20 protein-coding genes and 1 pseudogene are annotated in these 21,023 nt (G+C 74.3%); 10 read left to right on the forward strand and 11 right to left on the reverse strand.

Annotated elements, in window-relative coordinates:
* Nucleotides 1–114: 114 nt before the first annotated feature.
* Nucleotides 115–1,050 carry a SigB/SigF/SigG family RNA polymerase sigma factor gene (locus tag ABZ495_RS24585; protein ID WP_359838093.1) on the reverse strand — a complete coding sequence of 312 codons (936 nt, stop codon included), beginning with the start codon at nt 1,048–1,050 and terminating at the stop codon, nt 115–117.
* Between the two features lie 231 nt (nt 1,051–1,281).
* Here ABZ495_RS24585 and ABZ495_RS24590 point away from each other — a divergent pair, with 231 nt between their 5' ends.
* Together ABZ495_RS24590 and ABZ495_RS24595 are read left to right on the forward strand one after the other, a co-directional pair.
* Nucleotides 1,282–1,680 (forward strand): STAS domain-containing protein, encoded by a 399-nt coding sequence (locus ABZ495_RS24590; protein ID WP_359838095.1) that lies wholly within the window; start codon nt 1,282–1,284, stop codon nt 1,678–1,680.
* A gap of 216 nt (nt 1,681–1,896) precedes the next feature.
* The gene (locus ABZ495_RS24595; RefSeq protein ID WP_359810091.1) at nt 1,897–2,319 is read left to right on the forward strand and encodes an ATP-binding protein; all 423 of its coding nucleotides are present in this window, start codon (nt 1,897–1,899) and stop codon (nt 2,317–2,319) included.
* A gap of 74 nt (nt 2,320–2,393) precedes the next feature.
* On the opposite strand, the gene ABZ495_RS24600 is transcribed toward ABZ495_RS24595, so the two are convergent.
* The 3 genes from ABZ495_RS24600 to ABZ495_RS24610 form a co-directional block, all read right to left on the reverse strand.
* A complete protein-coding gene (locus tag ABZ495_RS24600) occupies nt 2,394–3,098 on the reverse strand; it encodes a metal-dependent hydrolase (protein ID WP_359838097.1) in 705 nt (234 codons plus the stop codon).
* A 489-nt stretch (nt 3,099–3,587) separates the two neighbouring features.
* A complete protein-coding gene (locus ABZ495_RS24605) occupies nt 3,588–4,061 on the reverse strand; it encodes an SRPBCC family protein (protein WP_359838099.1) in 474 nt (157 codons plus the stop codon).
* A gap of 124 nt (nt 4,062–4,185) precedes the next feature.
* On the reverse strand, nt 4,186–5,823 hold the full coding sequence (locus tag ABZ495_RS24610) for an NAD(P)/FAD-dependent oxidoreductase (protein WP_359838101.1): 1,638 nt from the start codon (nt 5,821–5,823) through the stop codon (nt 4,186–4,188).
* Between the two features lie 254 nt (nt 5,824–6,077).
* Here ABZ495_RS24610 and ABZ495_RS24615 point away from each other — a divergent pair, with 254 nt between their 5' ends.
* Genes ABZ495_RS24615 through ABZ495_RS24625 form a run of 3 tightly spaced genes read left to right on the forward strand, consistent with a single transcriptional unit; the run spans nt 6,078 to nt 7,983 of the window.
* The gene (locus ABZ495_RS24615; RefSeq protein WP_359838102.1) at nt 6,078–6,839 is read left to right on the forward strand and encodes a hypothetical protein; all 762 of its coding nucleotides are present in this window, start codon (nt 6,078–6,080) and stop codon (nt 6,837–6,839) included.
* Nucleotides 6,840–6,841: 2 nt separating this feature from the next.
* Nucleotides 6,842–7,339 carry a phage holin family protein gene (locus tag ABZ495_RS24620; protein WP_359838103.1) on the forward strand — a complete coding sequence of 166 codons (498 nt, stop codon included), beginning with the start codon at nt 6,842–6,844 and terminating at the stop codon, nt 7,337–7,339.
* On the forward strand, nt 7,315–7,983 hold the full coding sequence (locus tag ABZ495_RS24625; RefSeq protein WP_359810109.1) for a DUF3618 domain-containing protein: 669 nt from the start codon (nt 7,315–7,317) through the stop codon (nt 7,981–7,983). Before ABZ495_RS24620 ends, ABZ495_RS24625 begins: the two co-directional genes overlap by 25 nt.
* Before the next feature lie 131 nt (nt 7,984–8,114).
* Here ABZ495_RS24625 and ABZ495_RS24630 read toward each other — a convergent pair whose 3' ends face one another.
* Complete coding sequence (locus ABZ495_RS24630; RefSeq protein WP_359838105.1) at nt 8,115–10,412, reverse strand: catalase; 2,298 nt, start codon at nt 10,410–10,412, stop codon at nt 8,115–8,117.
* A gap of 393 nt (nt 10,413–10,805) precedes the next feature.
* Here ABZ495_RS24630 and ABZ495_RS24635 point away from each other — a divergent pair, with 393 nt between their 5' ends.
* Complete coding sequence (locus ABZ495_RS24635) at nt 10,806–11,297, forward strand: CinA family protein (protein WP_359838107.1); 492 nt, start codon at nt 10,806–10,808, stop codon at nt 11,295–11,297.
* Between the two features lie 38 nt (nt 11,298–11,335).
* On the opposite strand, the gene ABZ495_RS24640 is transcribed toward ABZ495_RS24635, so the two are convergent.
* From ABZ495_RS24640 to ABZ495_RS24655, 4 genes and pseudogenes are all read right to left on the reverse strand, one after another.
* Nucleotides 11,336–11,560 (reverse strand): CDGSH iron-sulfur domain-containing protein, encoded by a 225-nt coding sequence (locus tag ABZ495_RS24640; RefSeq protein ID WP_359838170.1) that lies wholly within the window; start codon nt 11,558–11,560, stop codon nt 11,336–11,338.
* Between the two features lie 52 nt (nt 11,561–11,612).
* Complete coding sequence (locus ABZ495_RS24645) at nt 11,613–12,257, reverse strand: HemK2/MTQ2 family protein methyltransferase (RefSeq protein WP_359838109.1); 645 nt, start codon at nt 12,255–12,257, stop codon at nt 11,613–11,615.
* Nucleotides 12,258–12,478: 221 nt separating this feature from the next.
* A pseudogene (locus tag ABZ495_RS24650) lies at nt 12,479–12,826 on the reverse strand (MSMEG_6728 family protein); the annotation flags it as partial.
* A 6-nt stretch (nt 12,827–12,832) separates the two neighbouring features.
* Nucleotides 12,833–13,342, reverse strand: coding sequence for a DUF6480 family protein (locus ABZ495_RS24655; RefSeq protein WP_359838111.1), 510 nt, complete (start codon nt 13,340–13,342; stop codon nt 12,833–12,835).
* A 202-nt stretch (nt 13,343–13,544) separates the two neighbouring features.
* Here ABZ495_RS24655 and ABZ495_RS24660 point away from each other — a divergent pair, with 202 nt between their 5' ends.
* Nucleotides 13,545–13,955 carry a hypothetical protein gene (locus ABZ495_RS24660; protein WP_359838113.1) on the forward strand — a complete coding sequence of 137 codons (411 nt, stop codon included), beginning with the start codon at nt 13,545–13,547 and terminating at the stop codon, nt 13,953–13,955.
* 380 nt (nt 13,956–14,335) lie between these two features.
* A complete protein-coding gene (locus ABZ495_RS24665; protein WP_359838115.1) occupies nt 14,336–15,304 on the forward strand; it encodes an AraC family transcriptional regulator in 969 nt (322 codons plus the stop codon).
* Between the two features lie 37 nt (nt 15,305–15,341).
* Here ABZ495_RS24665 and ABZ495_RS24670 read toward each other — a convergent pair whose 3' ends face one another.
* Both ABZ495_RS24670 and ABZ495_RS24675 read right to left on the reverse strand, forming a co-directional pair.
* Nucleotides 15,342–15,698, reverse strand: a complete 357-nt coding sequence (locus ABZ495_RS24670) for an STAS domain-containing protein (RefSeq protein WP_359810128.1) — start codon at nt 15,696–15,698, stop codon at nt 15,342–15,344.
* Nucleotides 15,699–16,161: 463 nt separating this feature from the next.
* Complete coding sequence (locus ABZ495_RS24675) at nt 16,162–17,013, reverse strand: class II glutamine amidotransferase (protein WP_359838117.1); 852 nt, start codon at nt 17,011–17,013, stop codon at nt 16,162–16,164.
* Between the two features lie 452 nt (nt 17,014–17,465).
* On the opposite strand from ABZ495_RS24675, the gene ABZ495_RS24680 reads away from it, so the two are divergent.
* Nucleotides 17,466–17,915, forward strand: a complete 450-nt coding sequence (locus ABZ495_RS24680) for a hypothetical protein (RefSeq protein WP_359838119.1) — start codon at nt 17,466–17,468, stop codon at nt 17,913–17,915.
* A 316-nt stretch (nt 17,916–18,231) separates the two neighbouring features.
* Entirely contained in the window at nt 18,232–21,015 is a 2,784-nt protein-coding gene (locus ABZ495_RS24685; protein ID WP_359838121.1) for an aconitate hydratase, read from the forward strand.
* Nucleotides 21,016–21,023 lie beyond the last annotated feature (8 nt).

Genomic DNA, 21,023 nt, shown 5'->3' on the forward strand with positions numbered 1-21,023 from the left:
CAGCACGCCGGCGATCGGCGGGGCGCCGGCGGCGTGCGCGGCCAGCGAGCCGATCAGCAGGTCGGCGCGGTCTCCGGGGGTGACCACCAGGGCGCGACGGCTCGGGAGCATCGCTCAGGCGTCGGCCAGGAGTTCGGCGCGCAGGCCGGCCAGGATGCGGTTGAGCAGCCGGGAGACGTGCATCTGCGAGATGCCGAGCCGGCGGCCGATCTCGCCCTGGGTCAGCTCGGCGCCGAAGCGCAGGGAGAGTATGGTGCGGTCGCGCTCCGGCAGGGCGGCGATCGCCGGCTTGAGGGTCTCCAGGCAGAGCCTGAGCTCGTAGGCGCCCTCCTCCTGCGCGACCCGGTCCGCCAGCGGGTCGCCGCCGTCCGCCCCGTCCGCCCCAAGGGCCGGGGCGTCGAGGGAGCTCGCGCTCTGCGCCTGGGAGGCGATCAGGCCCTCGCGCACCTCGTCCTCGGTCAGGTCCAGCTCGGCGGCCAGCTCGGCGGGCGCGGGGACGCGGTCCAGCAGCTGCTCCATCGCGTCGCTGGTCTTGGCCAGTGTCAGCCGCAGCTCCTGCAGACGGCGGGGGACGTGCACCATCCAGCCGGTGTCGCGGAAGAAGCGCTTGATCTCGCCCCGGATGGTCGGCAGCGCGAACGTGGAGAACTCGACCTCGAACGACGGGTCGAAGCGGTTGACGGCCTTGATCAGACCGATCGTGCCGACCTGGACGATGTCCTCGATCGGCTCCTTGCGGGGGGTGAACCGGTTCGCCGCGAACTTCACCAGCGCCATGTTCAGTTCGATCAGGGTGCCGCGTACGTAGGAGTACTCGGCGCTGCCCTCCTCCGCCGCGCGCAGGCGGACGAACAGGGCCTTCGACAGCTCGCGCGCGTCGGCGGGGCACACCTCGGCCAATCGGTCCGCCTCGATCCCCAGCCGCGCGGCCACCCGGACGAGGTCGGCCGAGGACGTCACCGCGTCGCCGTCCGCCACCGGTGCGGTCGCGGCGGTCGAAGAACTGCCGGTGCGGGCAGTGGTCGAAGGGCGGGACACGACGGTCGGCATGCCCTCTCCTCTGCTGGGGGTCATGTGATCGGGTACGACGCGGCTCACGTGCCCAGCCTCACCCGGATCAGGCCTCCCCTTGCGGAAAGGCCCCACTATATTCACACTGCCTGCACATTCGGGTGGTGCTGCTCGACTGTCCCGCCCGGAGGGCGTACCTTGCGGTCGGATGCCGCCGTACCGTCGTACGGGCAGACACGGCCCCACTCGACAGAAGGAGGACGGAGAGCGATGCCCCACGGCGTCCCCGAGCCGGAACCGGCCCCCCAGCAGCCCGGCGAGGACTCGCACACCGTGCGCCTCAGGGCCGATCTGCGAACCGAGGACGGTGCGGTGGTCGTCTCGCCGGTCGGCGAGCTGGACTACGACAGCGTGGCGCTCCTGCGCACGCAGCTCCACGAGGCGATCGGACAGGCCCGGGAGCGGGTCGTCGTCGACTGCCACGGCTTGTCGTTCTGCGACTCCACCGGCCTCAACCTGCTGCTCAACACCCGCGCCGAAGCGGAACGCGCGCACCTCACCCTCGTCCTGGCCGGCCTGCAGTCCTCGGTCGCCCGAGTGTTCGAGCTCACCGGGGCGCAGACCGTGTTCGACATCCGCGCGGACCTCGGTTCGGCTCTCGCCCGATGACGCCGGGTACACCCGGGCGCCGGAGGGCGGCCCGTGGACCGTGCGGCAGCCGCCGGGGGGCGGCGGGGCCCGGTGCACGTCACCGGTGTCTCCTGCGAACCGGCGGGCACACGAGGAAGCAAAGGCCGGTTGCCACCCGGTCCCGGTCGGTCGTCGGAGTGAGGACAGATGAGTGCCAGTGAGTACCGGACGGCGAGCCGGTCGGTGATGCCAGGGATGCCTCCCACCGGTCAGGTCCGGAGGCTGACCCTGGACGGTGCGGCAGGTGCGGTCGGACGCTGTCGCGACCGGACACGGGCCGCGCTGGAGGACTGGGGATGGCTGCCCACCACCGATCCGGACCAGCAGGCCCGGGCCGACGACGTCCTCCTCATCGTCTCCGAGCTCGCCACCAACGCCTGCCAGCACGCCGGCGGGCCGGACCAGCTCGTCCTGTCCGCGAGTGCCGGCACCCTCCGGATCGAGGTGCTGGACGGCTCCGACGAACCGCCGCGGCCCCGGTTGCCGCACGAGCCGACCCGCATCGGCGGGCACGGCCTGCACACCGTCGAGCTGCTGGCCAGCCGGTGGGGGCACCTCCCGCGGGCCGACCGCCCCGGCAAGGCGGTCTGGGTCGAGATCGACCTCCCGCAGGGCTGAGCGGCGTCGGTCGGCGCCGCCGGCCCCGCCGGGGGCGCGCCGTCGTCCGGGCGGGTGGCGGGGTGCCGCCCGGCTCAGCTGATCGGCAGGGTTCCGGGGAAGACCGTGCACCAGAGCAGGACGAAGGTCGCGATCGTCATGAGGGGGGCGAGGAACTTGGTCTCGACGCCGTTTCCGGTGCGCTTGATCAGCGGTATCTCGTAACGCCGTCCGTACGGCCAGAACAGCGGGATGCCCCGCCTGGTCAGGAAGTCACCGAGCAGGTGTGCCAGGACGCCCAGGGTCACCGCGCACGGCAGCCAGTACCGGGCGTTCGGCAGCCAGGAGTCCAGGCCGGCCGCTCCGAGGGCGGCCAGGCCGGTGGGCAGTGCCCAGGTCGCCGGGCTGTTGCCGGGCGGGTGCAGGTGCAGGGCCCGCAGGGCCAGCGCCAGCAGGCAGAAGGTCAGGCCCAGGACGAAGCCGCGGCCCAGATGGGCGATACCGGCCCAGGTACCGGCGCCGGCGAGGGCCGCGAACAGCAGCGAGTGGGTCGCGTGGCGATGGCCCCCGCTGACGCGGCCCAGCACGCGGCAGAGCACCCCGGACACCGGCCCGAGGAAGTGGGCGAGCGTGCTGTCGTGGTGGTCCAGGTCGGGCAGGAGGGCGGCGCCGGCGCACAGGACGGTGCCCATCAGGAGGTCGGCGGGCCCGAACCCGGGTCCGACCAGTTCGACGGGGAGATGGCCCGACGCCGCCGCGAACAGCAGCCCTCCGCTCACCGCGTGCGAATGTCCCATCATGGCGCGCCCCCACCTTCGTCGCTCCTCTCGACCGCCGCTCCCCTCGACGGACCGCGCGACCGGCCGGACCCGCGCCCGACGGCGCGTCGACTACCCGCGATCTTCGTATCGAAGCGCCCCCGGGCCGCGGGTGGCGTCCGGTGCGGACCCCTGAGTCCGTACCGTCTCCGGTACCGACGACGACGGGAACGGCACGTACGCCGCCGCTCCGGGCGCCGGTGCGCCCGCTCCGACGGTCCCCGGGAAGCCGGCCCCGCCCGGCTCTCCGCGGGCCGTCACCCGCGCCCGTGATCCCTGCCGCCGGTAGCGGGGATCGCCGTGCGACCGGTCCGGCCGGTGGCGCGGCCCGTGGGCGGCGGCCCGGTCAGCGCGGCGCGGAACTGCAGTGGCAGGTATGACCGATGGCAACTCCGGCAGCCCGCGCTGGGTGTCGTCGGCCGTGTCCCGTCCCGATCGTCGCGGTCCGGTTCCGGCCGGGCCGGCGCGTGCTCACCCCGGGTGGTGGTTCGGCGCCGCCCCGGCGGTCTGCTGGTGCTCCCGGACCGCCACGCGGGCCAGGTTGCCCAGCAGCCGGCGGTTGCGCAGGTGCAGCAGCAGCTCGCTGGGCGGCCCCTGGAGCCGGCTTCCCGGGCCGGTGAGGGGGTGTTCGTCGAGGAATACCAGGGTGTTGGCGCCCCACGGGACGAGGGTGAACGCGATGCGGGCGGCACCGAAGGGCTCGGCCTTCGCCTCGAGTTCCAGGCGGGTGCCGGGTTCGCAGATCCGTACCACGCAACGGTCGTCCAGGGTGAGCGGCCCGATACCGGCCCGGAAGTGCAGCAGGGTGCCGACGGCCGGCCAGTCGGCGTCGGCGTGCTCGATGTCCCGGGTCCCGACCACCCACTCGGCGTAGTTGCGGCCGTCGGACAGGACGCTCCAGACCGCTTCCGGTGGGCATTCGATGAACTGCTGGCGCCGTGCCATGCGACTCCTCCTTCGTTCGTCCCGGACCTGCCGGGCTCCGCGCTGTCGTTGCTCCCGCGATGCCGGGCGTCCGGCGCCCCGCCAACGCCGGTCCGGCGGGGCGGAGCACCCGGCAGGGAGAACCTCACTCGTGCTGTCCGCGGCGGCCCGACAGCAGCCGCTGGGCCGCGGCCAGACCAGGTGCCAGCACGCGACCGGCCAGCAGCCGGTGCGAGCGCAGCGCCGCGCGGGCGGCGTTGGCCCCGCAGGCCCCGTGGACACCACCGCCCGGGTGGGCGGACGACGAGGCCAGGTAGAGCCCTGCCACGGGCGTCTCGGGGCGCCCGGTGCCCGGTACCGGGCGGAAGACCAACTGCTGGTGCGGCGCGGTGGTGCCGCCGTTGATCGCGCCGCCTACCAGGCTGGGATCGCGCTCCTCCAGGAGGGGCGGGGTGAGCACGCGCCGGGCGACGATGCGGTCCCTGAAGCCCGGGGCGAACCGTTCCACCTGGTCCTCGATCCGCTCCGCCATCGCCTCGGTCTCGCGGGTGTCCCAGCGGCCGGTAATGCCGGCGTCCCCCAGGTCGTCCCTGATCACCTGGGGGACGTGGGTGTAGGCCCAGGCGGACTCGGTGCCGGCGGGGGACCTGCCGGGATCGGTGGTCGTCATCTGCCCCAGGAGCGCGAACGGGCGGCGCGGCAGCCGCCCCGTGCTCAACTGCAGCGCGTAGTCGCTCAACTCGTCGAGGTCGGCGCCCAGGTGCACCGTCCCGGCCGCGGCCGCCTCGGGCGCGGTCCAGGGGATGGGGCCCTCGAGGGCCCAGTCGACCTTGACCGTGGAGAAGTCCCACTGGAAGCGCCGGAGATCCGCGCGCGTCCGGGGCGGCAGGTGCTCCCACCCCACCAGGGCGCCGTAGAGGGTCGGCGCCGGAACGTCCGCGAGGACGGCACGGCGGGCCCGGTGGGACTGGCCGTCGGCGGTGCGCACGCCCAGCGCGCGGCCCCCGCGCACCACCACCTCCACCACCCGGGCGTCGCAGTGCACGCTTCCGCCCGACGCCTCCAGCCGCCGCACCAGCGCCGCCGTGAGCGCGGCCGCGCCGCCCACCGGGGCGGGCCAGCCGACCTGCTGGCCGAGCATCGCCATCAGCCAGCCGAACGCGGCGCTGCCGACGCTCTCGGGCAGCAGGTCGGCGTGCAGGGCGCAGCCGGCGAGGAGGAGACCGGCGCCGGGTTCGGTGAACTCCTCCTGCGCCAGGCGCCGTACCGGGAGGGTCAGGAAGCGCAGGGTCCGGAGCCCGTCCGCGGCCCGCAGCCGGGCGGCCATCGCGACCCCCGCCCTGACCGGGGGGAAGGGGGTGAACAGCGACCTCACGAGGTGCGGGTCGAGGTCCTCCCACAGCTGGGAGAGCCGCTGCCACGCCTCGGCGTCGGCTCCGCCGAAGGCGCTCTCCAGCCCGGCGCAGTTGGCGGTCACCCCGCGGTGCAGGGTGGCGCACCGCCCGTCGGGCAGGGGATGGGCCAGCACGGTGGGCGCGTGGCTCCAGCGCAGGCCGTGGGCGCCCAGGTCGAGCGCGCCGATGGCGGGGGAGGCGGCGGCCAGGGGGTAGAAGGAGCTGAACACGTCGTGGACGTAGCCGGGATGCACGCCCCGGTCGCTGCGGACGGCTCCGCCGGGTTCCGACTGGCTCTCCAGGACTTCCACCTGCCAGCCGGCGTCGGCCAGGATGTTGGCGGCCACCAGCCCGTTGGGGCCGGCGCCGATGACGATGGCGTCAGGCATGACTCTCCTCGTGCCGGTGCCCTCTCCCCGTGCAGCACGCTACCCCGGGCGCGGCCGAACGGCCCGGCGAAGGAGCCGCCGAACGGCCCGGGCACCCACCGTGGTCATCACCGGGTGCGACCGGTGCGCGGTTCACGCCGGTCCGGGCGGCCCGCGCCGGCGCCGCCCGGTCGGGTCGGACGAACGCGGTTACACCTCCCGATGCCGGGCAGGCGCGGCCCAAGGACGATCCGACCGATGCGTGAGGAGGAGCCTTGAACGAGTACACGGGCCCGGTGGGTTCGAACCAGGAAGAGGACGCCACAGTGGCGGGTGCCGCTGTCCGCAGCGTGCGGGACAAGGCCGGCGGTGGTGCACAGGTGGTGGCCGACAACGTGGGCGAGGCCGTGGGTACGGCCAAGGACCAGGCATCGGAGGTGGTCGGCGAGGCGGGTGCGCAGGTGCGTGACCTGCTCGCCGAGGCTCGCGATCAGGTACAGGAACAGGCCCGGGCGCAGACCGGACGACTGGCGGAGAACGTGCGGCGGCTGGCCCACGAGCTGCGGGACATGGCCGACCACGGGAAGCCGGACTCCGCGGCCACCGCCGCGGTGGGCCAACTGGCCGACGGCGGCCACCAGGTGGCCGACCGGCTGGAACGGCGCGGCCCCGACGGCCTGTTGGAGGACGTGCAGGACTTCGCGCGCCGTCGGCCCGGGGTGTTCCTGGCCGGTGCCGCGCTCGCGGGCTTCGCCCTCGGCCGCACGGGCAAGGGCGTCGCGGCGGCCGGGAGCACGTCGGCCCCCGGCGGGGAAGGGCGCGGTGGGCGGGAGTACCCGCCGCCCGTCCCGGTGACACCGCCGAGCCCGGCGGCGCCGCCCGCGCCCGGGTATCCGCCGGCGAGTCCGCTGCCCACCGGCGGCGGCGTCGCGCCGGGCCCGTACGAGGACTACGGCCAGTCCCAGCCGCCCCACGTCACACCCGCCTACGGCCAGGATCCGGCCTTCGGCCGGCGGCCGCCGGCGCAGGGGGTCTAGCGATGGCGATCTCCTATTCCGAACAGGCCGCCAAGGCTCCGGCGGCGGGCCCCGCTCCCACCGGCGGGCCCCCGGGCCCGCCGCCGTACCCGACCGGGGCGACGGCGGCCCCGCCGGCAACCGGGAACCAGTCACTGGGCGATCTGATCAGTGAGATCACCGACGATCTGAGCAGACTGGTGCGCGACGAGATCGACCTCGCGAAGGCGGAGGTCAAGCAGGAGGCGGTGAAGGCGGGGAAGGCGTCCGGGATGCTCGCCGGGGCCGGGTACGCGGGCCACCTGGTGCTCGTGCTCGCCAGCCTGACCCTGGTCTTCGCGCTCGGCAACGCGATGAACCTGGCGTGGGCCGCGCTGATCGTCACCGCCCTGTGGGCGGTGGTGGGCGCCGTGCTCTACCGCTCCGGGCGCAAGCGCCTGAAGGACGTACGCCTCACTCCCGAACAGACCCTGGAGACCCTGAAGGAGGACGCGGCATGGGTGCGACACCCGACGAGCTGAGGAGTGAGGTGGAGGCGCGCCGCGCGCACCTCGCACGCAACGTCGACCGGCTGGCCGACAAGGTCGCCCCCGGCCGGGTGGCGCACCGCCAGGCCGAGGCCGCACGGGACAGGATCACCGGAATCAGGGAGCGAGTGATGGGCACCGTCCACGACACCGGATCGTCCGCGCAGCGGGCGGCCGCCGCGACCGGCGAGGGCGTCGAGCAGCTCGGCGAAACCGCCAAGGAGACCGCCGCCCAGATCGGCGACGCCGTCCAGCAGACCCCCGCCCAGGTGCGTCGCCGGACCCAGGGCAGTCCTCTGGCCGCCGGCCTGATGGCGTTCGGCGCCGGCCTTCTCGCGGCGGCGCTGCTGCCGACCAGCAAGGTCGAGGAGCAGGGCGGCGCCAAGCTGCGCGAGCACCCGGAGCTGCTGGAGCCGGCGAAGCAGGCCGCCGTCGAAGCCGTCCAGGAGGTGCGCGACGAGCTGCGCGAACCGGCCGGCGACGCGGTGCGGGCGGTCAAGTCCACGGCCCAGGACGCCGCCCAGACCAGCAAGGGGGCCGCCCAGGACGCCGGGCAGCGCACGGCGCACGACCTGAAGGCCGCCGGGCAGGAGGCGGCGGACGAGATCCGCCACCAGGGACAGGGCGGCCAGGGCTGACGTTCCCTGGCCAAGCTCTTCGGGGCGTACCCGCGGATACGCCCCGAAGAGGGTCCGACCGCCGTTCTGGCACAAGCCCGCAACGCCCCGCCACCGTTCCCGGTGGCGGGGCGTCGCGTTACCGCGGCGGGTCAGCGCGTCGCGGCCTCGGTCGGGGGAGGGAAGCGGTCCCAGACCCGGTGGGCGGCGAGCAGGCCGCTGATCTCGCGCAGCACGTTCTCCCCGTCGTCGCCGAGGACGACACCCGGCCCGGCGGCGGGGACGGCCGCCGCGGCCAGGGCCTGCTCGGCGGTGCCCCAGCCGCCGATGGCCTTGGCGTGGCGCCACGCCTCGGCCAGCAGGAGGGTGATGCGGGGGTCGACCGGTGCGCCCGGGCCCTGCGGCGCGCCGGCCTTGGCGTCCCGCCCGCCGTCGGCGTCGATCCCGGGCGCGGGTGAGCCGGCGAGCAGGATGGCGTCGAACTCGGTCGAGCGGGCGGTGGCGAAGGTCCGCTGGACGGCGAGGGGCTCCGCGCCGTCGGCGGTGAGCTCGCCTCCCGTCGGAGCGATGACCAGGGGCACCATCCCCGCGGCGAGGACCGCCCGGCGCACGGCCGCGAGAGCGGCGAGGTCCCCGGCGGGATCGGCGACGATGCCGATGACCCGGCCCTGGATGGGCCACTCCTGGCCGAGCTGGGACAGGGCCGGGCTGGGCGCGGGGTCCGTGACCGGCTCGGAGGGCTGCGGAGCCGGCAGGCCCAGGCCGGCGGCGACCTGGGCGCACAGGTAGCGGTCGATGTTGGCGAGCACCAGCAGGGTGCGCTCCTTGACGGCCTGGTGGTAGCACTTGTTCAGTTCGAAGGTGTAGGCGGCGATGATGTGCTCGCGCTCGGGCGGGCTCATGCTGAGCCAGAAGAGCCGGGCCTGGCTGAAGTGGTCGTCGAAGGTGGCCGGGGCCTCGCGGACCTTGGTGGCGGCGGGTACCGGGGTGGGGTGCTCGATGTAGGCGTGGTCGGCGGCGCCGGCGAAGAACGGGCAGCCCCCGTCGAGGGAGTTGGGCTTGTACGGCGCGACGCCGGTGTGGACGGCGTCCTGGTGGAAGCCGTCGCGGAGCATGTCGTTGACCGGGGCGTGGGTGCGGTTGATCGGGATCTGGGCGAAGTTGGGGCCGCCCAGCCGGGTGATCTGGGTGTCGAGGTAGGAGAACAGGCGCCCGGCCAGCAGCGGATCGTCGGTGACGTCGATACCGGGGACGAGGTGCCCGACATGGAAGGCCACCTGCTCGACTTCCGCGAAGAAGTTCGTCGGGTTGGCGTTGAGCGTCATCAGCCCGATCGGCCGGACGGGTGCCAGCTCCTCCGGGACGATCTTGGTGGGGTCGAGCAGGTCGATGCCCTCGAACATCTGGTCGGGGGTGTCGGGGAAGGTCTGGATGCCGAGTTCCCACTGCGGGAAGGCGCCGGCCTCGATGGCGTCGTAGAGATCACGTCGGTGGAAGTCCGGATCCATGCCGGCGATCAGCTGCGCCTCCTCCCAGACGAGGGAGTGGACGCCGAGCTTGGGCTTCCAGTGGAACTTCACCAGCGTGGTGGCGCCGTCGGCGTCGACGAGGCGGAAGGTGTGGACGCCGAAGCCCTCCATCGTCCGGTAGGAGCGGGGGATGCCCCGGTCGGACATGTTCCAGATGGTGTGGTGGGTGGCCTCGGTGTGCAGGGAGACGAAGTCCCAGAAGGTGTCGTGGGCGCTCTGCGCCTGCGGGATCTCGCGGTCGGGGTGCGGCTTGCCGGCGTGGATGATGTCGGGGAACTTGATGGCGTCCTGGATGAAGAACACCGGGATGTTGTTGCCGACCAGGTCGAAGACGCCCTCGGTGGTGTAGAACTTCGTCGCGAAGCCCCGCGTGTCACGCACCGTGTCCGCCGACCCGCGGGAGCCGAGGACGGTGGAGAACCGGACGAACACCGGCGTCTCCACGCCCTCGGCCAGGAACGCGGCCCTGGTGACCCCGCCGGCGGTGCCGTAGCCCCGGAAGACGCCGTGGGCGGCCGCGCCGCGGGCGTGCACCACCCGCTCCGGGATCCGCTCGTGGTCGAAATGGGTGATCTTCTCCCGCAGGTGGTGGTCCTGCAGCAGCACCGGCCCCCGCGGGCCCGCCTTCAGCGAGTGATCCGAATCCGGTAGCCGCGCACCCTGGGCGGTCGTCAGGAACCCGCCGTTCTGCGCCCGCACGTCGTCGGCGGCCCGTCCGCCCCGCCCGGTGGCCGACAGCGGCTCCGGCGCGCGCTGGTCGGGCTTCGGCGGCAGGGGCGCCCGGGGCTCGGTGGGCTCGGCCACGGACGGCGGTTTCGCTCCCGGCGCACCCGGTACTTCCACCGGGGGGCGGGCGTCGCCGTCGGTCAGGGCGTCGACAAGGGCGTCAGCGGCCTTCTTGAGGGGGCCTGGCGTTTCCATCGCGTTCCTCACTGCTGGTGCTGGAGAGTTGCCCGCCGGAGCAGTGCCGGCGGAGGCCGGCCCGGCCCGAGGGGCGCGGGTGCAAGGTGGTCGAATGACGTGGCGGGGGCGTGTGTCGCGCCCGGCGCGCCGGGTAGCCGCCCTGACGGCCGGCCGTCAGGGCGGACGGGCGCCGGCGGTCTTCTCCGGCCCTGGGCCCGAGCCTGCTGGCCATCGCCCCCTCACGCATCTCCGCACGGCGACTCGGGTGACCGGCGGTGACCGGACAGCACTCGACGGGCGGACCGGGGCGCGACCCACCCCACGCGGGTGGCAGCCGCCGCTGCCGGGGTGCGTCCCGACACCGCGACCGCTCGCCCGGTCCCCACCACCCGAGCGCGAAGGAAGGCAGCGATGACCGAAGGCCACGAGGAGCGACAGCGGCTGGCGCGGGAGCTCCACTCCGCGCTCGGCGCCGCGGAGAGCACGGTGTCCGTCGCGGAGTCGCTGACCGGAGGCGCGCTGGCGGTCGCGCTGTCGGAGGCGCCCGGCGCGTCCGGCGTCTTCGAAGGCTCGGTCACCGCCTACGCCACCGAGATCAAGGCGCGGGTACTGGGGGTCGACCGCGACCTCCTCGCCGCACGCGGGGCGGTGGATCCGGAGGTCGCGCGGCAGATGGCGGAGGGGGTCCGCCGACTCATGGACACCACGTACGCGATCGCCACCACGGGCGTGGCGGGCCCCGAGCCGCAGGACGGCCGGCCACCCGGGACGGTGTACGTCGCGGTGGCCGGGCCGAAGGAGACCGTCGTGCTCGCCCCGCCCGCCCCCGGTGACCGCACCGCCGTCCAGCGGGCCGCCGTCCTGGCCGCCCTGCGGGCGCTGCGCGACCACCTGCGGCCCTGAACCCGCCGCCCGGGCGGGAGGGCGGGGTCGGGCCGTGGTCAACCGGCCTCGGCCGCGCCCTCCTCGTGCGCCCGGCCTCGCTGGGCGCGCTCCGCGGGCGGCACGGAGCGTCGACGGTGACTGGTGTCGCAGAACGGGTAGCGCTTGCTGCGCCGGCACACGCACAGCGCGACGACCGGGCGCTCGCTCACCCGGACGGTGCCGTCCGGCAGGACAGCCTCGACGGGCCCCTCCACCAGGAGGGGCCCGTTCTCCACGGGCATGGTCAGGCGCCGGGTCTCCCGGAGGTCGGGCAGCCCAGGCGCGCCGGGCAGGTCAGAAAGGTCGGACACCGCGGATCACCGCCAGCTCCTCGTGCCGCACGCCGGGGGCGATCAGCCCCTGTTCCTCGAACCAGTCGGCCCGCGCGGACATCACCGGGCCGAACGCGAGGCGCCGGCGCGCGACCACCCCGGTCCGCAGTCCGGCCCGGGCCAGGGCCCGGCAGCTCGCCTCGACCCCGCAGAGCGAGGAGTGCACCAGCAGCAGGATCCCCCCGGGTGCCAGCACCCGGGGGGCGTCGCGGCAGATCCGGTCGAGGAGCGCGCGTCCGTCGTGCCCGGCGTCCCAGGCCCGCGCCGCCCCGTGGGTGGGCAGCGCGTCGTCGGCCGCCGGTACGTACGGGGGATTGGAGACGATCAGGTCGAACCGGCGTCCGCGCACCGGCTCCACCAGATCGCCGTGCCGGACACGGATGCGTCGCCCGTTCAGCGCGCCGTTGAGCCACGCCGTGGCCAGCGCCCGGCGGGAGACGTCGATGGCGGTGACGCGGGCGCCCGTGCCGGCGGCGGCCAGGGCCACCGCACCCGTGCCGGTCCCGATGTCCAGCACCTCGTCCCCCTCCCGCAGACGCTCGCGGCCCAGACTGGAGATCAGCAGATCGGTGTCTTCCTGCGCCCGGTAGACACCGGGAGGTTTCATCAGCCACATGCCGCGCGTCTGCCCACCCGGGCCCTGCCGACACCTCCGGCCACGGGGTGGTGAGCGGGATGGAGGGCGGGGTAGAGGGCGCGCGGGACACGCGGATCTGTCGGCCGGGGACGCAGCCCCGGCCGGCGACCCGCCTCCCCGGCGGGAGCGTCAGCGCTCCGCGGTGAGGCGAAACGCCCGGCCGGCCCCCGGGGGCGGGCAGTGCTCCCGCCTCACACCCGATGCGCGCGGTCGGACGCGGGACATACGTAGGACAGGTCGTCCGGTTCGTCCGGGAAGCGGGCCCGGTAGAACGCCGGGTCCTTGCGGAGCAGCGCGGACCGGTGGCTGGCGTGGAACTCCGCGGCTCCGAGCCACGGAGGGAGTTCTCCCGCACCCGCCGGCTCCGCCTGGGAGCGTACGGCGGGGGGCCCGGTCCCGCGCTCCGGCAGGCCGTCCCGGAGGCTGTCCGCACAGGTGCCCCGGCGCCCCTCGGCGGTCCAGGCCCGGCACACCTCCCGGCCGTACCGGACGAGCGCCTCCTCGTAGCCGGCCCACATCCCTACGGCCGGATGGTGGCGCCGGCCTCACCAGCCCGCGATGCGGGCGACGAAGAAGAGCACGACGCAGACGACGAGCACCGCGACCACCACGATCGGCCAGGTGCCCCAGGCCTGGCGCACCTCGGGAGGCTCCGGGGTGGAGATGCCGGCGGTGGTGCTCTCCTCGGCGGGCGGCGTCTCCTGCGGCGCCGGGCCCGCCGGGGAACGGCGGGCCGCGCTGCGCGCCAGGACTGCGGCCGCCTCGGCGGCAGCGGTTCCGCCCTGGCCGGCGTCCGTCCCGTGGCGCTGCAGGAAGTCGAGCGTCGACGGGAAGTCGAGTTCCTCGTCGGGGCCGGTGGGGCCGTGGATCCGGGCGGCGCGGAACTCGCCGTCGGTCGAGAAGAACGACTCCACGGTCAGGTCGGAGCGTTCGCACCGGAGCGGGCGCCGGGTTCCGGGGGGCGGATCCTCCACCGACCATCCCAGAGCCTCGGCCCGGGCGTGCAGCCCGGCCCGGTCCGCGCTCCTCGGGGTCTGCGAACCTGCTACTGCCATGATCGGCCTCCCGTCCCGGGCCGACGGCGTCGGCGACGTCGTCGCCCCGGCGCGTCTATCCACGTGCACGCGAACCAATCGCACTGGCCGGTCCCGGCGCCGATCGTCCGGGAACTCCCGCCGACGGGCCCCCGACTCCCTCCCCGAAGTGCCCTCGGCCGGGCCGTGTCGGCGCGGCCGGTGCTGCCGCTATCGTGCGGGGATGGACATGCGGGTGGAGATCCTGGGGCTGATCACGGAGGCGGAACAGCAGCTCGGGACGGCAGGGTGGGACCTCACGCCGAGGGACCGGGCGCTGGCCCGCGAGGTGGCCGCCGGCCTCGGGGTGGTCGGCCCGGAGTGCGGCCGGGCGGATGCGGTGGAGCCCCAGCGGCTGGAGCGGCTGCGCGAGGCGCTCGCCGTGCTGGCGATCGGCCTGGCCCGCACCCACGGCCGCCTGGCCTGGTTCCTGGCGGGGTGCAGCGCGGCGCTCTCCCCCGTCCTGCACTGGCGGGCCCTGCCGGCGGGGGACGGCCCGACGTTCAACACCGTCGTCCCCACCGCGGAGCAGTTCACCCAGGCCGAGGAGGCGGTGCGGCGGCTGGCTTCCATGCTCGCCCGGATCAGCGCCTGAACAGTGACGCCCCTGCAGTGACGCCTGAACAGTGACGTCTGGGAGCGCGAGCTCTCGCTCTGCCGTACGACCGATGCCGGTCCCGCCGGAGGACAGTGGCCCCAGGGGTGCCCGGCCGGCACCCGAGGGCTGCCGCCGTCCGGCCGCAACCCCCGTCGGGGAGACGGGGTTCACTCGGCACGGTGCCCCCTCGGCGGCTGCCGCGCCCCGGCCGGGGGCCGCCTGGCAGGCTCGGCGCCCTCGCCGCCACACGAACGCGCTCTGTCCCCGTACGCCCGGTCCTCAGCTCCCGCGCCGGCCCGGGAGGGGCGGGAGTCGCCTGCGGGTCGCGCTCCCGCGACCTCGTTTCGAGCGCCGGGATTCCCTGGCAGGATCGGGGCATGGAGAGTGTGGACTTCCGCAGTGGCAGCCTGGACGCGACGGAGGCCTTCCTGTCGTCCGCGTACACCCCGATGCGGATCGGTGGATCGGTGAGTGACGCACAGGTGCGGGTCACCCGTCGAGCGGCGGGCCCGCTGAGCGTGGACCGTCTCGCCGTCAATTTCGACATGGGGTACGACGCCGGCAGCCTGGGCAGGATCTGCCTGGTCAGCATGCACGCCGGGACCTTGGTAGACCGGACGGACGGCCGGGAGACGGTGTACGGCCCGGGGGAGACGTTCCTCCTCGCCCAGCCCGACCTCCCGTACCAGGGTGAGGTACGGTCGGCGCGCTACACCATCGCGATGTTCGATCCGGCCCTGCTGGACCGGATGGCCGCCGCCGGCGGAGCAGCCGGGCCGGGACCGGTGAGGCTGACGGGCTCCCGGGCGGTCACCGAGGCCGGGAACAAGCGACTCGGCGCCGCGATCGCCTACGTGCGCGACGCGGTCCTGAACGACGCGGCGTCCTTCCCGGGCGCGCTGGCCGTCTCCACCGCCGCGCAGCACCTCGCGGCGGTGGTGCTGGCCTCCCTGCCCCACACCGTCAGGACCGCGCCCGCGCGCGTCGACACCCGCGACGCCGACAGCGGCACCCTTCGGCGGGCGGTCTCGTTCATCGAGGACAACGCCCACCGCGACATCGCGCTCGCCGACATCGCGACCGCCGTGAGGGTGACCCCGCGCGCGCTGCAGTACGCGTTCCGTCGCCACGCGGGGACCACGCCGCTGGGGTTTCTGCGCCGGGTCCGGCTGGAACGCGCGCACGCGGACCTCGCCGCCGCCGACCCGCACGCCGGGGTGACCGTCACGCAGATCGCCGCGCACTGGGGGTTCGCCCACCCCGGGCGGTTCGCCGCCCTCTACCGCTCGGTGTACGGCCGGGCGCCGTCGCTCGCGCTCAAGGGGGTCGGCGCCGAACGGCGGTGATCGTCGGCCGGTCGTCGCCCGCCGTCGGGCCCGGGGGTCAGAACGGCCTGGACGGTTCGGACTCGGGGACGGGCGGCACTCCCAGGAGGGTGTCGGTCTCCGTCAGGCGCAGCAGTCGGCGCAACTGGTCCTGCGGCGCGGCGACCCGGAAGGCGATGCCCAGGCCGACGGCGGTCATCCGGGCCCGCAGGAACTCGTTGAGCCCGGCCGACGCACAGAAGCTCAGCTTGTCGCAGTCCACGACCAGGGCCTGCGGGAGGGGAGGGGCACCGAGTCCGTCGTCCAGCGCGGCACGCAGGACGTCAGCCGTATCCATGTCGGCGACCCCGTCGAGTGCGACCCGCCGCACACCGGGTGCGCTCTGGTGGCTGGCGATGCGAAGTCCGGATTCCACTGATGCCTTTCCCTGAGTGTGGCCGAGTACCGGCCCCGGCCCACTCTCCCGGTCGTACGCCGTTCGCGCAGCACCGGGAGCGAAGCCTTTCCGCCCGGTGGCAGTCCGGGAAACGAAACGGCGCGGCGTCCGGGCGGGCGGTCCGAGCGGTGGGCAGTCAGGGCCGGGGGCCGGGTGGGGTCGCGACAGGGGAGCGTCCTGCTGCCGACGACTCTGGTGGTCGTGCTGCCGAAGCCGGTGTCGGACCTCGTGGCCGTCACCCGGACGCGGCCGTGCGGTACCCGGAGCCCTTCTACGAGCCGTTCACCACGCTGTCCTGACCGGCCGGCACCACCCCCGGGTCCGGGAGGGGGTCCGGTTCTCGCCGGGTGGGAGAGCCGGGACGGGTGTCAGTGCAGGACGCTGACGGCGCGGGCGATCACCAGGAGGGTGGTCAGCAGGGCCGCGATGCTCTCGATGCTCATCAGGGCCGGACCGGCCGGAACACGTGGATCGAGTCGTGGCCTTCCTGAACGAGCCCGTAGCAGGACTCGGGGACGGGGTTCCAGGCGCCCGGCAGGTCACCGATGGGCTCGGAGACGATGATGCGGGTCTCCTCGGACACCCGCCGCAGGACGGTGCTGTCCGGATGCAGGGCGCGTAGCGCGTGGACGCTGGTGCTGAAGAACAGCGAACGGGACGCGCGTTCGGTCGAGTAGCGGAACGCCCACAGCCGCCTACCGTCGGAGACGCCGACTGTCATCTGCAGGGCGTCGGGGACGCCGTGCCGGGCGGCGACCGCCTCGACGAAGCCGGCCATGCGCTCGACGGCTCCCGGTACGTCGTCCCGGAGCCCGAAGGTCAGCGCCAGATAGAACATCAGCTCGGAGTCGGTGGAGCCCTCGATGGAGGGGTAGAGGGGAGCGGCGACCTCGAGTGCGAGGTCGCGTTTGAGCTTCGGGAAGTCATGGATCGCGCCGTTGTGCATCCAGAGCCACCGTCCGTAACGGAAGGGATGGCAGTTGGTCTGCTGCACCGCCGTGCCGGTGGAGGCACGGATGTGGGCGAGGAACAGCGGCGAGCGCACGCAGTGTGCGAGCTCGTGCAGGTTGCGGTCGCTCCACGCGGGGCCCACCGCTCGGAAGACCGCCGGATCCGTGGCGCCGTCGACGTCGCGCAGCTCGTCCGGATACCAGCCGACGCCGAACCCGTCGCCGTTGGTCGTCTCGACGCCCATCCGGGCGTGGCGGCTCTGGTCGATCAGCGAGTGGGCGGGTTTGTACAGCAACTCCTCCAACATGATCGGGGAACCGGAGTAGGCAAGCCATCGGCACATGTATCTCACCGTCCTCACGGGCAGTGCGGTCACGCGGATCCCTCGGTCGACTCCTTCCACCGTAGGGCGCGGCGCCGGGCCGGGCGCGAGGAGGTCGGCTCGGCTCTGCCCGTCGTTCCAAGCGATGCGGGGCCTGCCGGGCTCGGCGTACTCGTGGGCGGTGCACGGCGGGCGGCCACCTCGCCGGCGCCGGGGACCTCAGGACCCCCACCCGGACCGCGGCGATGATCTGGGCGGGGGTGTCCCGGGCGGCGACCGCGTCGTCCAGCACGGTGGAGTCAGGGCCCGCCGGTGCCTGGACTCCAGGACACCGGTGCCCTCGACGACCTCGGCACGGCCTCGGAGAGGTGGTCCGCCGGGGGAGCGACCCGGCCGGCGGCGGGACCAGGCCGGCGGGCGAGGGGTCGAACGCGGTGCCGTTCGGGCTCATCCGCCATTGGTAGGCTCCGGCGGTGCGTAATTTCAAGAGGGCGGTCGCGGCCCGTGAAGCCGCGATCCGGCGCTGGCTGCCGACGGTTCTCGTTTCGGCGGGCGTGCTGCTGATGCCGTGGATCGCCGTGCTCGTGATGTCGGTGAAGGGGCGCTTCGGCGCACGCAACCTTTCCAACTCATGGGTGTGGCTGGACGTCATCGAGATCGCCGCACTGTTCCTGCTGGCCTGGCTGGTGCGTCGGCGCCATCGCGCCACCAGCCCTCTTGCCTCGGCGAGCGCCGTGCTGCTCGGCCTGGACGCGTTCTTCGACCTGTGGTCGGCGCACCGCGGTTCCGACTACGAGCTCGCGCAGGCGCTGGCCTACTTCGCCGAGCTGCCGAGCGCCGCGGTCCTCGCCGGGCTCTCCTGGTACTCGCTGGCATGGGCCGCGGCCGACGACGTCGCGCTCGCCTCACGGCGCGGGACGTGACGGCGGCTCCTCCTGTGACCGCGCTGTCCGGGGCGCCGGAAGGCCGCCACCCCCTGGGGCGACGACCCTGCGATGGTGTGGGCCGACGCTCCCGGCGGTCCTCAGTCGGCGCGGCGGGGTGCCGGACGAACTGCACCGCGTGGAAGTAGCGAGACGGACGCCGCCCGCCACGAGCGCCGCGCGCCCCGCCAGCTGCGCTCTCGGCCATCCGGGCGCCGACGGCGGCGCCCCCTCCGGTTGACCCCGCCGCACCCGGGTAGCCGCCGCCTGCGGCCCCCGGTCGGCGGGGACCGCCGCACCCGCGGGAGGTCACGCCATGCCATCGGACAGCTTCGCCGCCCGGGGGACCTTCGAGGCCCTCGGCTCGTCCCGCTCGCTCTACCGGCTCGACGCGGTACCCGGTGCTGGACGGCTGCCGTACAGCCTCAAGGTGTTGCTGGAGAACCTGCTGCGCAACGAGGACGGGCACGGCGTCACTCGTGACCAGATCAGCGCCGTCGCCGACTGGGACCCGCACGCCGAGCCGGCGACGGAGATCCAGTTCACGCCCGCGCGGGTGCTGATGCAGGACTTCACCGGAGTGCCGTGCCTGGTGGACCTGGTCGCGATGCGGGAGGCGATGACCGAACGCGGCGGTGATCCGGCCCTCATCGACACCCGCCGGCCCGTCGAGCTGGTGATCGACCACTCCGTCGTCGCCGACCGCTTCGGCTCACCGGAGGCCTTCGGCCGGAACGTGGAACTCGAATACGAACGGAACCGGGAACGCTACGAGTTCCTGCGATGGGGACAGGGCGCGCTGCGGAACCTGCGCGTCGTCCCGCCGGGGACCGGCATCTGCCACCAGGTCAACCTGGAGCACCTGGCCCGGGTGGTCTTCGACGAGGACGGGCTGGCCTTCCCGGACACCCTCGTCGGCACCGACTCCCACACGCCGATGGTCAACGGGCTCGGCGTGCTGGGCTGGGGCGTCGGAGGGATCGAGGCCGAGGCCGCGATGCTCGGCCGTCCGGTGAGCATGCTCGTCCCCAGGGTCGTGGGCGTGCGGCTCAGCGGGGCACTGCCGTCCGGCAGCACCGCCACCGACCTCGTACTGACGATCGCCGAGCGGTTGCGGGCCCACGGCGTGGTCGGCTCCTTCGTCGAGTTCCACGGACCGGGCGTCGCCGAGGTGCCGGTGGCCAACCGGGCCACCATCGGAAACATGAGCCCCGAGTACGGCGCCACCTGCGCGATCTTCCCGATCGATGCCGAGACGCTCGCCTACCTGCGGCTCACCGGCCGCGACGAGCGGCACGTGGCGCTGGTGGAGGCGTACGCCAAGGAGCAGGGGCTGTGGCACGACCCCGGGCACACCGCCGACTACAGCGAAACCCTGGACATCGACCTGTCGGCCGTCGTCCCCTCGATCGCCGGGCCGAAGCGGCCACAGGACCGCATCGCGCTGCCCGAGGCGCCCGCGGCCCTGTTCGCCGCCCTCGGCCGGGGCGACACCCCGGACGCCGGTGCGCCGGCCGGCGTGGACGAGGGCGACGAGGAGTCCTTCCCGGCCTCGGATCCGCTGTCGGTGACCGGCGACCACCCCGGGGACCGGCCGGCCGAACCGACGCGGGTACCCCGGGCCGGTGAGACACCGCCCCCGCCGCCCGGCCCCGTCTGCGCCGCGGGGCCGGACGGCACCGTCGACCGGCTCGGCCACGGCGCGGTGGTCATCGCCGCCATCACCTCGTGCACCAACACCTCCAACCCGCAGGTGATGGTGGCCGCCGGGCTGCTCGCCCGGAAGGCCGTCGAGCGCGGGCTGCGGTCCAGGCCGTGGGTGAAGACCAGCCTCGCGCCGGGCTCGCGGATCGTGATGGACTACCTCGCGCACGCCGGACTGCTGCCGGCCCTGGAGACGCTCGGCTTCGACCTGGTCGGCTACGGCTGCACCACCTGCATCGGCAACTCCGGACCGCTGATCGACGAGGTCTCGCGGACGGTGGCCGCCGAGGACCTCACCGTCGCGTCCGTCCTGTCCGGCAACCGGAACTTCGAGGGCCGCATCCACCCCGAGGTCAAGCTCAACTACCTCGCCTCCCCGCCGCTGGTCGTCGCCTACGCCCTCGCCGGCTCGATGGCCGTCGACCTCACCCGTGACCCGCTCGGCACCGGTGACGACGGCCGGCCCGTGCGCCTGCGGGACATCTGGCCCGAGCCGCAGGAGATCCAACAGGTGATCGCCGCCAGCCTGCGGCCCGACATGTTCAAGGCCGGCTACGCCGACCTCTTCGCCGGCGACGAACGCTGGCAGGCCCTGCCCGATCCCCGCGGCGACCTGTTCGCCTGGGACGCCGACTCCACCTACGTCCGGTGCCCGCCGTACTTCCAGGCCCTGCCCGATCGCCCGCCGCCCCTGCGTGACCTGACACGCGCCCGCGTCCTCGCCCTGCTGGGCGACTCGGTCACCACCGACCACATCTCGCCGGCGGGTGCGATCCGGCCCGACTCGCCCGCCGGCGCATACCTGCAGGCCCGCGGCGTGGCCCCGAGGGACTTCAACTCCTACGGTTCCCGCCGCGGCAACCACGAGGTGATGATCTGCGGCACCTTCGCCAACGTCCGCCTGCGCAACCTGCTGGCACCCGGCACCGAGGGCGGCTTCACCCGTCACCTGCCCGACGGGGAGCAGACCACGATCCACGCGGCCGCCGTGCGCTACGCCGAAGAAGGCGTTCCCCTCCTGATCGTCGCCGGCAAGGAGTACGGCTCCGGGTCCTCCCGCGACTGGGCGGCCAAGGGCACCGCGCTGCTCGGCGTCAAGGCCGTGCTGGCGGAGTCCTTCGAACGCATCCACCGCTCCAACCTGGTCGGCATGGGCGTGCTGCCCCTCCAGTTCCGACCCGGCGACAGCGCCCGAACGCTGGGACTCACCGGCGAGGAGACCTACGCCGTCCACAGGGTCGCCGAACTGTCCGACACCGTCGACATCGAGGCGAGCGGACCGGCGGGTACCACCCGCTTCACCGCCCGCGTCCGTCTCGACACCCCCACCGAGGCCGAGTACTACCGGCATGGCGGAATCCTGCCGCACGCCCTGCGCTCCCTCCTGGCCCCCTGATCCGAGTC

The sequence above is a fragment of the Kitasatospora sp. NPDC005748 genome (assembly GCF_040630735.1).
Lineage (GTDB): Bacteria > Actinomycetota > Actinomycetes > Streptomycetales > Streptomycetaceae > Kitasatospora.